This is a genomic window from Streptomyces sp. NPDC046862 (genome assembly GCF_040704615.1).
Classification (GTDB): Bacteria; Actinomycetota; Actinomycetes; order Streptomycetales; family Streptomycetaceae; genus Streptomyces.
In genome coordinates, this window is record NZ_JBEYXP010000003.1 from 81359 (window position 1) to 96113 (window position 14755).

Sequence of the window (14755 nt, forward strand, 5' to 3'; positions counted from 1 at the left end):
TCTTGTCCGTCCTTGGAAAATTGGTGCCTGGTGAGGAAGCGGTGCTTCTGGTCAGCCGATGGGGACCTCGTTGGAGCGGGACTCGACGGCATCGAGGATGGCCAGGGTCGCGGTGTCGAGGGTGATCTCGCCGACCGCCATGTTGGCCTCGAGATGGGCGGCGTCGGCGGTGCCGGGGATGAGCAGCACGTTCGGGGCGTGGTGCAGCAGCCAGGCGAGGCCGACCTGGGAGGGCGTGACGCCCAGGGACTCGGCCGCGGCGCGCACCGCCGGCTCCTCGGTCGCCTTGGGCAGACCTGGAAAGGCGCCGCCGAGCGGGAAGAACGGCACCCAGGCGATGCCCTCGGCCGCGCACAACCGCAGCAGGTCCTCGTCGTCGCGGGAGACGAGACTGTAGGCGTTCTGCACGCAGGCGATGCCGGCCGGCAGGGCGCGGCGAAGACCGTCGAAGGTGACGCTGCTCAGGCCGATCGCACCGATCTTGCCCTCGTCGCGCAGGGCGGTCATCACCGCGAGCTGGTCGTCGAGGCCGACGACTTGGTCGCCCTCGGGACGCAGCCCGGGGCCGGAGTCGAGGCGCCGGAGGTTGACCACCGGGAGCCGGTCGACACCGAGGCCGCGCAGGTTGTCCTCGACGCTCGCGCGCAGTTGCTCGGGCCGCTGCGCCAGACGTAACGGCAGGGGCCCTCCTGGGTCGGGGTCGGCGCCGACCTTCGTGACGACCAGGACGTCGTCCTCGGGGCGCAGCACCTCGCGGATCACGTCGTTGGCGAAACCGAAGCCGTAGAACTCGGCGGTGTCCACATGGTCGACGCCCAGCTCGACCGCGCGGCGCAGCAGCGCGACGGCCTCGCCCCGGCGGTCGCGCAGGCGCTCGAGCTGCAACGCGCCGTAGCCGATCCGGGAAACGGTGCGGCCGGCGAACTCGGTGGTCGGGGTGGTCATGACGCTGTCTCCTCGGTCGGTGACTGCAGGGCGGTGTACAGCAGTTCGGCCTGGTAGAGCGCTGCCACCCGGTGGGCGATCGGGGTGGCGTGCTCGCGGGCCTCGGCGGGCTCGTGGTGCTCGACCTTGACGAGCCACGCCGTGACGCAGTCGTGCAGCAGCGCGCGCATCCGGTCCGTCATGTCGACGACGATGTCGCGGATGGCCGGGTCGGTGGTCGCCTCGCCCCAGGTCTGCACGCCGACCCGCCCGGCCGCGGGGTCGATCGCGGCGATCAGGCGGGCGAGCAGTTCGTCGGGGTCGGGCGGGGTGTCGCTCGCGGCGTACTCGCCGAGGACCTTGGCGCGCTGGGCGAGCACCTCACGGGCGGAGGCTTGGACCAGTTCGGCCTTGTTGCGGTAGTGGGAGTAGATCGAGCCGGCCGAGAGTCCGGACTCGGCGGTGATGTCGGCGATCGAGGTCCGATCCAGGCCGTTGCGGCCGAAGCAGCGTACGGCGGCCTCGGTGATCTGGGCGCGCCGGAGTTCCTTGCGCGCGTCGGTGAGCCGGGGCATCGCGGTCCTCCCGTAAAAGGAACGGCTGTTCTGCTTGCAGACCTTACAAGAAGAACGGTTGTTTTGTTTGTTACGGGGGGGGGTGCTACACGGACGAAACCGGCCCGGTCGTGACGACCGGGCCTGTTCGTGACAGGTTTGTCGGACCCACTCAGGAACAGAAGTCGGTGATGGTGGCGGCGAGGATGCCGGTGAGGCGGTCCAGCGAGGCGAGGTCGACGTACTCGGTGGCCGCGTGGGCGCCCTCGCCGTCGGCGCCGAAGAGCAGGCAGGGGATGCCGGCCCGGTCCAGGAGGGCGCAGTCGGTCCAGTAGGGCTCGGCGCGCACCACGGGCGGGTGGCCGAGGGTCTCCTCGGCGTGACGAGCGAGGGTGCGCACGATCGGGGCCTCGGGGTCGGCCTCGAAGGGGTCGCGGTGCAGGCCTCGGGTGAGGCGGCAGCGGAAGTCGGGGACCGTGGCGGCGAGGTGGTCGAGGACGTCGGTCAGCTCCTGCTCGACGGTGTCGGCGTTCTCGCCGGGTACGGTGCGGCGCTCCAGGGTGATGCGGCAGTGCGCGGGGTAGGTGGAGGCTTCCTCGCCGCCGCGGATGAGGGAGGCGTGCACGGTGCCGGTGCCCAGGAGGGGGTGTGCCGGGCCCGTTGCGAGGCGCTGTCCCAGTTCCTCCAGGGCGACCAGGAAGTGACCGGCCCTGGCGATGGCGTCGATGCCGAGTTCGGGCCGCGAGCCGTGGGCCGCGCGGCCCTCGATCTCCACGTCGAACCAGGCGAACCCCTTGTGGGCGAGGGTGACTTCGAGGTGGCTCGGCTCGGTGACGATCGCCGCGTCGGCGGTGAAGGATTCCAGCACGTCCTCGGTGCCCGAGCTGCCGTACTCCTCGTCGGCGACGCAGGCGAGGACGACATCTCCGCGCAGCGGGCCGTGGGCGGTGGCGCGGGCGGCGGCGACCATCATGGCCGCGACGCCGCCCTTCATGTCGAAGGAGCCGCGTCCGTACATCCTGCCGTCGTGGATCCGCGGGTCGAGCGGGTCGCCGTCGTGGTCGGCGAGTCCGACCGTGTCGAGGTGTCCGTTGAGCATGAGGGTACGGCCACCGCCGCTCCCGCGGGCGATCGCGACGAGCGACGGCCGACCGGGCCGCTTCTCCAGCCTGTGGACCTCGAAGCCACGGGCGGCCAGCCACGCGCCGCAGAAGTCGGCGATGACGGCCTCGCCTGCTCCGCCGGGAACGAGATCGGGGTTGACCGAGTCGATGAAGATCAGCCTGGCCAGCAGACGGCCGGGGTCCGAGTCCGGAGGATCGACGGCTGCCGAGGTTGAAGGGGTTGAAGGGGTCTCGCGGAGCATGGGGGACCTTCCGAAGTTCATCAGCCGGAGGTGGTGGCGACCACGAGCCCGAAGCCGATGAGCACGACGCCCGTGGTCCGTCCGAGGGCACGGCGGACACGAGGCTTGTACAGAACCGGGCCGGCCTTGGACAGCAGGAGCACGTAGCCGCCCAGCCAGGCGAGGGTGAGGACGGCATGGAGAAGGACGAGGAGCGTCATGGCCCAGGCGGCGGGCAGATTCGGAGGAGCCAGCGTGGGGAGCAGGCCCGTGTAGAAGACGGCGATCTTCGGGTTGAGTACGTTGCTGACCAGGCCGACGCGCCACGGGCTCCCGACGGCGGGCTGACCGGAGTCCGTCGGGGCGGCAGCTCCGGCTGCCGATGCGGCTTCGGCTGCGGCTTCCGATGCGGCGCGACGGTGCTGCCACAGCGCCTGCGCGCCCAGGAAAATCAGGTAACCGGCGCCGAGGAGCCTGACGATCAGGTAGGCCGCCGGGGAGGCGGCCAGCACGGCGGCGAGGCCGGCCACGGTCAGCGCGCCCCAGACCAGCAGCCCGGTCACGATCCCGCCCACGGTCCGCAGCGCGTCCCCGGGGCCGGCCACGAGGGCACGCCGGGTGACCACCGCCATGTCCGGGCCGGGCACGACCGTCAACAGGGCGAGGACGCCCAGCGCGGCCGAGAAGTGGGTCAGCACGACAGAGGGCCTTTCAGGTGTCGCGTGTTCAGTCATCGACGGCGGAGTGCGGGTTGGCGGCCGCGCCCTCGGTACTCAGAAGCACGACCACCGATGTCGTGTCGAGTCCCAGTGCGGTACGGCGCTCTCCGGCACCCACGCCGGTGAGCACCGCGCGGAGGCCGGCCAGCGAGGCGGCTCCGCAGGGGCCCGAGGAGACCCCGAGAGCGGCGAGATCACCGGCCGCGCGGACGCTCTCCGCGTCGAGGACGGCGACCGCGGCGTCCAGTCCGGCATGCAGGCGTGGCCAGGCGATGCTGGAGGGAGTGCCGCAGTTCAGCCCGGCCATGGCGGTCTCGCCGGTGGTGACACTGACGGGTTCGCCGAGCGTGAGGCTTTCGAGGACGCAGGCCGCTGTCTCCGGCTCCACCGACAGCAGCGCCGACGCCCGCCCGGAGGGGCGGCTGCGGTAGTGGGTGACGACGGCCTGGGCCAATGAGCCCACACCGACGGGCACAGCGACGAGATCAGGTCCTTCGACGGCTCCTTCGTCCGTCAACTGCTCGTCGATCTCGGCACAGAGGGTGGAGTAACCCTCGACGATCCACCCCGGGATCCGCTCGTAGCCCGGCCAGGCGGTGTCCTGGACCAGGACCGTGCCCGGCGTGGCAGCGGCTTCGGACGCCACCCGTACGGCCTCGTCGTACGGTCCCGCCACCTCGGTGACCTTCGCCTCCTCGGCGACGATGGCGGCCACGGCCCGCGGGTGCACGCCCCGCGGGACGAAGACGTGGGCGCGCTGTCCGAGCAGTCGTGCCGTACGGGCCACGGCTCGGCCGTGGTTGCCGTCGGTGGCGGTGACCAGGGTGACCGGGCCCGGTTCCGTGCCGTTCGCGGCCCGATCGGCAAGCGTGCGGTGGATCGCCCAGGAGGCACCCAGCACCTTGAACGCGGGCAGCCCCAAACGGCACGACTCGTCCTTGACGAAAACCCGGCCTACCCCCAACTCGGCGGCAAGTGGGGGGAGTTCGGTGAGCGGGCTGAGCGCGTAGCCGGGCAGTGCGGTGTGGAAGCCGCGCACCTCGGCGGGTGCGGGATCACACCGCCAGGTGCGGGCACCGGGCCGTACAAGCCACGGCGGCTCGGGGAGGAGGGAAGCATTCCCGGAAGAATTCTCGGACACAGGATCAGGGTCCGACGCCCTCGTACGGTCGGTCCAGCGAATCTTTTCGACCTATACTCATCGGATAAACCGACCAGTCCAGCCAGCCCTCGGTTCCGCGAGGCGCCGGGGGAGAGAGCGGGCCGCCCGTGTTCGATCTGCACCGGCTGCGCCTGCTGCGCGAGCTCAAGCACCGCGGCACGCTCGCGGCCGTCGCCGCCGCGCTGTCCTACGCCCCGTCCTCGGTCTCCCAGCAGCTGTCCCAGTTGGAGGCCGAGGTCGGCGTCCCCCTGCTGGAACCCGTCGGGCGGCGGGTTCGGCTGACCGAGCAGGCCGAGATCCTCGTCGCCCACACAGAAGCGGTCCTGGAACGCCTGGAGCGCGCGGAGGCGGACATCGCCGCCTCCCTGACGGAGCTGACCGGCACCCTGCGCATCGCCTCGTTCCAGACGGCCGCCCTGACCCTGGTCCCGACCATGCTCGGCCTGCTGCGCGACCAGCACCCGAACCTGCGCCTCCACGTCACGCACATGGAGCCGGAACAGGCCCTGCCCGCCCTCCAGGCCCGCGACTTCGACCTGGTCCTCGCCGAGGAGTACCCGGGCAACCCCAATCCGCGACCCGCCGAACTCGAACATGAGGATCTGCTCGACGACCCCCTCCACCTCGCCGTGCCGAGGCCGGCCGACAGCCCGGACACCGACGGTCCGGACACCGACGGTCCGGACACCGACGGTCCGGACACCGACGGTCCGGACGCCGGCGGCCCCATGGCGGCGCTGCGCTCACTCGCGAACCACCCCTGGGTGATGGAACCCGAAGGAACCCCCGCCCGGCACTGGGCCATGACCCTGTGCCGTGACGCCGGCTTCGAACCCGACGTACGGTTCGAGACCACCGACCTCCTGCTCCACCAGCGCCTCGTCGAGCAGGAACACGCCGCCGCCTTCCTCCCCGACCTCGTCTGGAACGGACAACCCCCCACCGTCACCCTGCGGCAGCTCCCCCGCGACCGGCGCTCACGCCGCATCTTCACCGTCGTGCGCCGCGGCCGCGGCCGGCACCCCGCCGTTCTGGCGTGCCGGGACGCCCTCCACCGCGCGATCACGCTCCGCCCCCGCCGGACGTCGGCGAAGCGCGGGGGCTGATCCCGCGCGCCGGGCACGGCCCGCCACCGAGGGGTTGACGTGTCAATGACAATGGTGGCTTGATGTTTCATGGGAGCGCTCCCACCTCACAAGGGAAGGGACCACCATGCGCAGCACCCACTACTTGCCCCTCCGGAACCTCTCATCGCGCCTCGTTCCGGTTCTCGGCCTCCTGGCCGCCCTGCTCCTGTCCGTCACAGGGCCGCTCGCCGGCCGCGCCACAGCCGCGGACGACACCGCGAGGGCCGTGCGCATCATGCCGCTGGGCGACTCGATCACCGGGTCGCCGGGCTGCTGGCGGGCGGTGCTGTGGAACCGGCTGCAGAGCACCGGCCACACGAACATCGACTTCGTCGGCACCCTCGGCCCTCAGGGGTGCGGACAGCCGTACGACGGCGACAACGAGGGTCACGGCGGTGAACGGGTCACCGATGTGGCGGACCAGAACCTCCTGCCGGGGCGACTGGCGGCCACACTGCCGGACATCGTTGTCATGCACTTCGGCACGAACGACGTCTGGAGCGACATCGCGCCCGACCGCGTCCTCGCCGCCTACTCCACACTCGTGCAGCAGATGCGTGCCTCGAACCCGGACATGAAGATCCTGGTCGCGCAGCTCATCCCCATGAACCCGAGCAGTTGCGCGGCCTGTGCCCAGCGTGTCGTCGACTTCAACGCGCGGATCCCCGCCTGGGCCAGGGCCACGAGCACCGACCGCTCCCCCGTGGCCGTGGTCGACCAGTGGACGGGCTTCAGCACCGCCACGGACACCTACGACGGCGTCCACCCCAACGCCTCCGGCGACGACAAGATCGCCGCCCGGTGGTACCCGGCCCTGGCCTCGCTCCTCGACGGGAGCGGACCCGGTGACCCAGGCGATCCCGGCGACCCGGGTGGAGACCGGCCCTCCTGCTCCGCGTCCTTCCGGGCACCCTCCGTCTGGCAGGGCGGCTACCAGGGCGAGGTGACAGTGGCCAACACGTCCGCGTCGTCCGTCGCGGGCTGGACCGTGACCGTCGTACCGGCCGACGGCGCCCGTCTCACCCAGATCTGGGGCGGCACTCTCACCACGGCCACTGACGGCACGGCCACCATCACCAACGAGACCTGGAACGGCGGCCTCGCCCCCGGTGCGAGCACCACCATCGGCTTCATCGCCAGTACCCCGGCAACGGCCGGCACCCCGTCGGCGACTGTCAGTTGCACGGCGCGCACCACATCCTCCTGACGCATCGTCACCCCATCGCACCCTTCGGAGCCGCCATGAGATCCCGCACCCGCAACGCCCCCCGAGTGGCCGCCGTCGTGGCCGCCCTCCTGGGCCTCCTGGTCCCCTTACTGTCCCTCGCCGCGCCTGCCCAGGCGGCGGCCACCGGATTCCGCATCCAGAACGGCCGACTGCTGGAGGCGAACGGGAACGACTTCGTGATGCGCGGAGTCAACCACGCCCACACCTGGTACCCGGGCGAGACGCAGTCGCTGGCCGACGTCAAGGCGCTGGGTGCCAACACCGTCCGCGTCGTCCTCTCGGACGGCCACCGCTGGACGAAGAACAGCGCCCAGGACGTGGCCGCTGTCATCGCCCAGTGCAAGGCCAACCGGCTCATCTGCGTACTGGAGGTGCACGACACCACCGGCTACGGCGAGGACGCCGCGGCCGGGACCCTCGACCACGCGGCCGACTACTGGATCGGCCTGAAGGACGTGCTCACCGGCCAGGAGAACCACGTCATCATCAACATCGGCAACGAGCCCTGGGGCAACACCAATCCCGCCGGCTGGACCGAGCCCACGATCGCGGCCGTCAAGAAGCTTCGGGGTGCCGGGTTCTCGCACACGATCATGGTGGACGCGCCCAACTGGGGCCAGGACTGGCAGGGCGTCATGCGCGCCAACGCCCAGTCCGTGTACAACGCCGATCCCACGGGCAACCTGATCTTCTCGATCCACATGTACAGCGTCTACGACACCGCCCAGGAGATCACCGACTACCTGAACGCCTTCGTCAACGCCAAACTGCCCATCCTCATCGGCGAGTTCGGAGGCCCGCCCGACCAGTACGGCGACCCGGACGAGGACACCATGATGGCCGTCGCCCAGCAACTGAAACTCGGCTACCTGGCCTGGTCCTGGAGCGGCAACACCGACCCGATCCTCGACCTGGCGATCGACTTCGACCCCACACGCCTCAGCTCGTGGGGCCAGCGCGTCTTCAACGGCGCCAACGGCATCGCCGCCACCTCGAAGGAAGCCACCATCTACTCCTCCGGCGGAGGCGACAGCACTCCCCCGACCGCCCCAGGGACACCGACCGCGTCCGCGGTGACCTCCTCGTCCGTCAGGCTGTCGTGGGCCGCCGCCACCGACGGAACCGGCGTCACGGGCTACGACGTCGTCCGCGTCAGCGGAGCGGGCGAGACCGCCGCCACCAGCACGGCCACCACCTCCGCCACCGTCACCGGCCTCACCCCGTCCACCTCGTACACCTTCGCCGTCTACGCCCGTGACGCCGCCGGCAACCGCTCACCGCGCTCGGGCACCGTGACGGTCACCACCTCGTCCGGCGGGTCGGCGGCGGTCTGCGGTGTCGGCTACCGGGTGACGAACGACTGGTCCAGCGGGTTCCAGGGCGAGATCGTCATCCGTAACACCGGCGGCGCGGCGATCAACGGCTGGACCCTGCGCTGGACGTTCCCCGACAGCCAGCGCATCACCAACCTGTGGGGCGGCACCGCCACGCAGAGCGGCGCCGAGGTCGGCGTCGCCTCAGCTTCGTACACCGCGACGATCCCCGCGGCGGGCTCGGTCACCCTCGGTTTCACGGCCACCCGCTCGACCACGAACCCCAGCCCCACCGCCTTCACCCTCAACGGCTCGTCCTGCGCGGTGACCTGACCTGACCGCACCCGAACCTCGGCCATCGCCACGCGACACCGTTGATCACACACCCGCGGGGGCATACGTTTCCCTGCATGACGGAGTTTCGGATCGGTGTGATGTACGACCGCGACTGGGCCCCCGAGGAGTTGCCCGGGTTCGCGCGGGAGGTCGAGGCGCTCGGAGCGGACGACCTCTGGGTGGTCGAGGACCTCGGGTGGAACGGAGGCGTGTCGGCCGCGTCCGTCGCGCTGGGGGCGACGGAGCGGCTGCGGGTGGGCGTCGGGATCATGCCCGCGCCGTTGCGGAGTCCCGCGTTGCTGGCGATGGAGGTGGCGACGCTGGCACGGGTGTTCCCGGGCCGGTTCGTGGCCGGGATCGGGCACGGGGTGCCGGAGTGGATGGCGTCCGTCGGCGTCGCCGCGCGGTCGCCGCTCGCGCTGCTGGAGGAGACGATCAGCTCCGTGCGCACGTTGCTGCGTGGGCAGCGCGTCGAGCTGGACGGGCGCGAAGTGCGCCTGGACGGCGTGACGTTGGTGCATCCACCCGCTCAGGTGCCGCCCCTGGTCGCGGGAGTGGTGCGGCCCCGCTCGCTGGAGCTGTCCGGGCGGGTCGCCGACGGCACGCTCATCGCCGAGGGGCACGGGCCGCGCGACCTTCGGAGCGCTCGGGCACTGATCGACAAGGGCGGAGCGGCCGCCGACCACACCCTGACGGTGTTCGCCTTCTGTTGTGTGGGGGACGACGCCGAGCAGGTGGCGCAAGCTCTGCGGCCTCAGGTCGAGGGGCAGGGCGCCTGGCTCGGCCGCCCGCCCGAGCAGGTCTTCACCGTGTCCGGCGGAGCGGCACAGGCCGCCGGACGGGTCCGCGAGCTGGCGGAGGCCGGTGCGAGCACGGTCGTGTTGCGGATGGCCGGCGCCGAGCCGGTCCGGCAACTGGGGACCGTGCTCAAGGCACTGGGCCGATAGGGCCCTTCCCGCATCACCACCGGAGCCGAGCAGCCCGCCCACGACGGCCGGCTGCTCGGCTCCGGTGGCGTCGGCCTCGGCGGTCCCTGGATGAGCGCGACCTACCGGAGGGTCACGGCAGTCCTCTCCACGACATAGCCCTTCTCCTTGTCGACGACGTTCCGAAGCGGCCGTCCCTCTCCCCAGCGCCCGAGGTTGTCGAGGAACAGGTCGGCCAGGTCACCGCGCCAGCCGGTCACCTCGCCCGCCGTGTGCGGGGAGACGATCACGCCGGGCATGTCCCACAGCGGTGAGGCCGGGAGCAGGGGTTCCTGGGCGAAGACGTCCAGGGCCGCTCCGGCCAGGCGCCCCTCGGCGAGGTGCCGGGCCAGCGCCTCCTCGTCGACGAGGCCGCCCCGCCCGACGTTGACCAGCCGGGCACCGGGCTTCATGGCGGCGAGGACGGAGGCGTCGACCATGTGGTGGGTCGCCGGGGTGAGCGGCGCGGCAAGGACGACATAGTCCGCCTCGGCCAGGGCCGTGCGCACGCCCGCGCCCTGGTGCACGGTGCCGAAGTCGGGATCGCCGTCGCGCGCGGTGCGCCCGGCGCCCGCCACGCGCATGCCGACGGCGCGCAGCATGCGGGCGATGGCACGGCCGATCGGGCCGGTGCCCCACACCAGCGCGGTGCGGCCGCCGACGCGCTCGCTGTCGCGCGGCCGCCACTCGCGGCGCCGTTGGTGCTCCCAGGTGCCGGGGAAGTCCTTGGCGAGGGCGAGGATCAGGCCGAGGACGTACTCGGCGATGGCCTGGTCGTAGACGCCGCGCGAGTTGGTCAGCACCACGTCGGGGTTGTCGACCAGGGCGGGGAAGAGCAGCGGGTCCACTCCCGCTGCGGCCACGTGGACCCAGCGGGGCGCCAGGGCCGGGTCCTCGGGCCAGGCCGTGGCGACCGCTGACGTGATGGAGTGCCAGCAGAAGACGGCGTCCGCGCCGGGCAGGAGGAGCGGCAGTTCCTCCTCGGTGGCGTACACGGTGTCGGCGAGGGCTTCGATGCGCTCGGCGTTCGGCGGCAGGATGCCGCGGTGCAGGACGACGAGCCGGTCGGCCTCGGACGGATGGCTCATGCGGCAGCTCTCCCACGGCGTGCGAGGGGCGGGGACGTCTCTCACCCTGTGGTGGGCGGGTCAGGAGGGTCAACGACCAGGGTGTCCGCCCCGGGCGGGGAGTGTGGACGGTCTGTCCACCGGACGGCGGCCGCGGAACAGACTGTCCATCCGCCGCCCGCGAAGCGAACACGGTGTTCATTGACGGTGGCCGTGCGCTGAACCAGGGTGATGGCCAACCCCGGACCACCTCCTCACCCGGTCGCTCCGGACACCCCGGGTGACCTCTCGGTCCGTCCGCGTACAGCGCCGTACGCCTGCCAATGCTTGACGCACGGCCTCCTCCGCTCCGGTCCCCCTGCCGGCGCGCGTCCCCCCGCAGCCCGCGTCCCCCAGGAGCCTCAAGCATGTCCGTGACCTCGTCCACCACCGGTGGGACCTCGTCCCTCGACGACACGCCCGTCAGTCCCTTCCACCGCCGGATCATGGCCGTGGCCATGGGCGGCCCGTTCTGTGACGGCTATCTGCTCGGCGTGATGGGTGTCGCCCTCGGCCTCATCACCCCCGCGCTCGCGCTCGACACGCTGTGGACCGGCCTCATCGCCGCTTCCGTCCTGGTCGGCGTGTTCGTCGGCGGCGCCGTCTTCGGCCCGATCACCGACCGGGTGGGCCGCCATCTGATGTACGTCCTCAACCTGGCCGCCTTCGTGGTCTTCTCCGCGCTGCAGTTCTTCGTCACCGAGGCCTGGCAGCTCATGGTGCTGCGGTTGCTGATCGGCATCGCGATCGGCGCCGACTACCCCATCGCCTCGGCCCTCACCACGGAGCTGGTGCCCCGGCGGATGCGCGGCCCGGCCCTGTCCGGACTGGTCCTGGCCTGGTGGGTCGGGTACGGCGTGAGCTACTGGGCGGGATGGGCGCTTACCGGGCTCGGCCCGGACTCCTGGCGCTGGATGCTGGCCTCGGGTGTGGTGCCGGCGCTGGTCTTCCTGGTCTTCCGGGCCGGTATCCCCGAGTCACCGCGCTGGCTGGCCTCCCGCGGCCGGATCGACGAGGCGAGGGCCGTCGTCCGCAAGCACCTGGGCCGGGACGTCGACACCGACGACCTGTTCGCGGAGACCCGGCGGGACCAGCGCGGCGGCTCGGGACTCGGCAATCTCGTCGAGGTCTTCCGGCGCGGCTACACGGTCCCGGTCGTCTTCTGTTCCGTCTTCTGGATCTGCCAGGTCGCGCCCGCCTTCGCGGTCCGCTCCTTCCAGCCGCAGATGCTGTCCGCGTTCGGTGTGGGCGGCACGTACGGTGCCAGCGCCCTGATCACCACCATCGCGGTGGCGGGCATCGCGGTGGGGCTGGTGGTCGTCAACCGGATCGGCCGCCGCTCGCTGCTCATCAGCACCTTCGTGGGCATCAACGTGTCGCTGATCGCGCTGGCGGTGCTGCCGCTGCACTGGGCGTTCGCGGTGGTGGCGCTGTTCGCCGCCTTCCAGTTCTTCGAGGCGGCCGGCAGCGGGCTGCAGTTCGTCTACCCGAGCGAGCTGTTCCCGACCGACCTGCGGGCCACGGGCGTCGGCATCGCCACCGCCATGAGCCGCGTGGGCTCGGCCACTTCCACGTTCCTGCTCCCGGTCGCCACCGCGGACCTGGGCGTGCGCGGCACGCTGGGTGTCGCGGTCGCGATCACCCTGGTGGGACTCGTCGTGTCGTACTTCCTCGCCCCGGAGACCAAGGACATGGGCCTGGCCGAGGCCAGCAGCCGTTCCTGAACCCCCTTCCCCTCAAGGACCCTCAAGGAGTTCCCTTCATGCGCAAGGTCGTCAGCTTCGACTGCTACCGCACGCTCATCAACTTCGACACCCGCACCGCCACCCACGAGATCGTCAAGGACCGCCTCGCCGAAGTCGGCGTCGACCCCGACCGGTTCCACCACGACGCGTACGTCATGCGCTTCCAGGGCGTCGTCGACGCGTACCGCCCCTACCGCGAGGTCGTCCGACGCACCCTGCGCAACGTGATGCTGCTGCACGGCCTGGAGTACCGGGACGAGGACGGCGAGGCGCTGATCGAGGCCATCAAGAGGTTCGAGCCGTTCCGCGAGGTGCCGGACGCGCTGCGCCGTCTGAAGAGCGAGTACGACATCGCCATCCTCTCCAACAGCGAGGACGACCTCATCCGGTACGCGGTGGACGCTCTCGGTGTCGAGTGGGACCACGTACTCACCGCCGAGCAGGCTGGGGCGTACAAGCCGCTGCCGCAGGCCTTCGAGTACCTGATGAAGGCGACCGGCCGGGGCCCGGAGGACATCATCCACACCGCCCAGGGCTGGGAGTACGACATCATGCCGACCAAGCGGTACGAGGGCATGCGGCGGATCTGGGTGAACCGGTACGGCTTCCCGGGCTCGGCCGCCTTCCAGCCGTACGAGGAGATCAAGGACCTCTCCGAGCTGCCCGGCCTGCTCGGCGTCTGACCACCTACGACCGGAGATGTGACGGAGTCCCGGATTCCGTCACATTCCCCGTCGGTACCCCGCCCCACCCGCCGTGAAAGGACCCCCTCCGTGAGCGCCTCCACGCTCGGCCACCCCGGCCCGGTCAACGGCCGGATCTCCCACTGGTTCGCCGAACTGCCCACACCCCGCCCGGCGTTGCCCGGCGATCGCGACGCCGACGTGTGCGTCGTGGGTGCCGGGCTCACCGGTTTGTGGACCGCGTACTACCTGAAGCTGGCCGACCCCTCGCTGCGGATCACCGTCCTGGAGGCCGAGTTCGCCGGTTTCGGCGCCTCGGGCCGCAACGGCGGCTGGGCATCGGGGCTGGTCCCCGGCGCCCGTGACCGGCTCGCCAAGCAGTACGGCCGGGACGCCGTACTCGACCATCAGCGCGCGATGAACGAGGCCGTCGACGAGATCATCGCCGTCGCGGAGCGCGAGGGGATCGACGCGGGCATCGTCAAGGGCGGCACCCTGCGCTTCGCTCGCACCCCCGCGCAGGCCACGCGGCTGCGCCACAAGACCGAGGCCGACCACGCATGGGGCGTCACGGAGGCCGTGATGCTCACGTCCCAGGAGGCCGCCGACCGTATCCGCGTCGACGGGATGACGGCGGCGGCCTGGACTCCGCACTGCGCCCGGCTCCAGCCCGCCGCCCTGGTCCGTGGACTCGCCGACACGGTCGAGCGGCTCGGCGTGACCCTCTATGAGAAGTCCCCGGTCACGGCCGTCGAGCCGGGCCGGGCGGTCACCGCGCACGGCACCGTGACCGCGCCCGTCGTCCTGCGCGCCACGGAGGGCTTCACGGCCTCGCTCAAGGGGTTGCGCCGCGCCTGGCTCCCGATGAACAGCTCGATGATCGTCACCGAGCCGCTGCCGAAGGAGGTGTGGGAGGAGATCGGCTGGGCGGGCCGGGAGACCCTCGGTGACACCGCCCACGGGCATCTGTACGCGCAGCGCACGTCCGACGACCGGATCGCGATCGGCGGGCGCGGGGTCCCGTACCGCTTCGGCTCACGCACCGACGTCGCGGGGCGGGTGGCCGACCGCACGATCGGCGAGCTCACCGAGACCCTGCACACGGTGCTGCCGCAGACCATCGGCGTCCGTGTCGACCACGCCTGGTGCGGGGTGCTCGCGGTGCCCCGCGACTGGTCGGCGACGGTGGGGCTGCACCGGGCGACCGGGCTCGGCTGGGCCGGTGGTTACGTCGGGCACGGGGTGACCTCGACGAACCTCGCCGCGCGGACACTGACCGATCTGGTGCTGGGCCGCGAGTCCCGGCTGACGCGGCTGCCGTGGACCGGGCACCGGCCGGGCACCTGGGAGCCGGAGCCGCTGCGGTGGCTCGGGGTGCGCGGGCTGTACGTCGCGTACCGGTTCGCGGACCGGCACGAGGCGGGTGGGCGGGCGCGGACGTCACCGATCGCGACAGTGGCGGATCTGATCGCCCGCCGACCATGACGCGCCCCCAAAGGGGCGCGGGGCTGCGACATGTGCGGCTCCGCCGCGTGGGCGCGAGCAACC

At 71.7% G+C, this 14755-nt stretch carries 13 protein-coding genes; 7 read left to right on the forward strand and 6 right to left on the reverse strand.

Annotated features, from left to right (window positions below; translation table 11 throughout):
• Positions 1-51: 51 nt before the first annotated feature.
• The 5 genes from AB0959_RS03920 to AB0959_RS03940 all read right to left on the reverse strand — a co-directional run bounded on the left by AB0959_RS03920 (position 52) and on the right by AB0959_RS03940 (position 4683).
• Positions 52-945 (reverse strand): aldo/keto reductase, encoded by an 894-nt coding sequence (locus AB0959_RS03920; protein ID WP_366824660.1) that lies wholly within the window; start codon positions 943-945, stop codon positions 52-54.
• Positions 942-1499 (reverse strand): TetR/AcrR family transcriptional regulator, encoded by a 558-nt coding sequence (locus tag AB0959_RS03925; protein WP_366824661.1) that lies wholly within the window; start codon positions 1497-1499, stop codon positions 942-944. The genes AB0959_RS03920 and AB0959_RS03925 overlap by 4 nt, the downstream gene beginning before the upstream one ends.
• Before the next feature lie 151 nt (positions 1500-1650).
• Positions 1651-2844 carry an ArgE/DapE family deacylase gene (locus AB0959_RS03930; RefSeq protein WP_366824662.1) on the reverse strand — a complete coding sequence of 398 codons (1194 nt, stop codon included), beginning with the start codon at positions 2842-2844 and terminating at the stop codon, positions 1651-1653.
• A gap of 20 nt (positions 2845-2864) precedes the next feature.
• Entirely contained in the window at positions 2865-3521 is a 657-nt protein-coding gene (locus tag AB0959_RS03935) for a LysE family translocator (RefSeq protein ID WP_366824663.1), read from the reverse strand.
• A 28-nt stretch (positions 3522-3549) separates the two neighbouring features.
• Positions 3550-4683: a diaminopropionate ammonia-lyase gene (locus tag AB0959_RS03940; RefSeq protein WP_366824664.1), complete on the reverse strand. Its 1134-nt coding sequence runs from the start codon at positions 4681-4683 to the stop codon at positions 3550-3552.
• Between the two features lie 128 nt (positions 4684-4811).
• Between AB0959_RS03940 and AB0959_RS03945 the strand changes: the two genes are divergently transcribed.
• From AB0959_RS03945 to AB0959_RS03960, 4 genes are all read left to right on the forward strand, one after another.
• Positions 4812-5810 (forward strand): LysR substrate-binding domain-containing protein, encoded by a 999-nt coding sequence (locus tag AB0959_RS03945; RefSeq protein ID WP_366824665.1) that lies wholly within the window; start codon positions 4812-4814, stop codon positions 5808-5810.
• 106 nt (positions 5811-5916) lie between these two features.
• On the forward strand, positions 5917-7038 hold the full coding sequence (locus AB0959_RS03950) for a GDSL-type esterase/lipase family protein (RefSeq protein WP_366824666.1): 1122 nt from the start codon (positions 5917-5919) through the stop codon (positions 7036-7038).
• 35 nt (positions 7039-7073) lie between these two features.
• Positions 7074-8705, forward strand: a complete 1632-nt coding sequence (locus AB0959_RS03955; protein WP_366824667.1) for a cellulase family glycosylhydrolase — start codon at positions 7074-7076, stop codon at positions 8703-8705.
• Positions 8706-8782: 77 nt separating this feature from the next.
• Positions 8783-9655: an LLM class flavin-dependent oxidoreductase gene (locus tag AB0959_RS03960; RefSeq protein WP_366824668.1), complete on the forward strand. Its 873-nt coding sequence runs from the start codon at positions 8783-8785 to the stop codon at positions 9653-9655.
• A gap of 101 nt (positions 9656-9756) precedes the next feature.
• Here the strand turns inward: AB0959_RS03960 and AB0959_RS03965 are convergent, their stop codons facing one another.
• Positions 9757-10761, reverse strand: coding sequence for a D-2-hydroxyacid dehydrogenase (locus AB0959_RS03965; RefSeq protein WP_366824669.1), 1005 nt, complete (start codon positions 10759-10761; stop codon positions 9757-9759).
• 386 nt (positions 10762-11147) lie between these two features.
• Between AB0959_RS03965 and AB0959_RS03970 the strand changes: the two genes are divergently transcribed.
• The 3 genes from AB0959_RS03970 (at position 11148) to AB0959_RS03980 (ending at position 14692) form a co-directional block, all read left to right on the forward strand.
• Positions 11148-12503, forward strand: a complete 1356-nt coding sequence (locus tag AB0959_RS03970; protein ID WP_366824670.1) for an MFS transporter — start codon at positions 11148-11150, stop codon at positions 12501-12503.
• A gap of 38 nt (positions 12504-12541) precedes the next feature.
• Positions 12542-13207 (forward strand): HAD-IA family hydrolase, encoded by a 666-nt coding sequence (locus tag AB0959_RS03975; RefSeq protein ID WP_366824671.1) that lies wholly within the window; start codon positions 12542-12544, stop codon positions 13205-13207.
• 90 nt (positions 13208-13297) lie between these two features.
• Positions 13298-14692, forward strand: coding sequence for an FAD-dependent oxidoreductase (locus AB0959_RS03980; RefSeq protein ID WP_366824672.1), 1395 nt, complete (start codon positions 13298-13300; stop codon positions 14690-14692).
• Positions 14693-14755 lie beyond the last annotated feature (63 nt).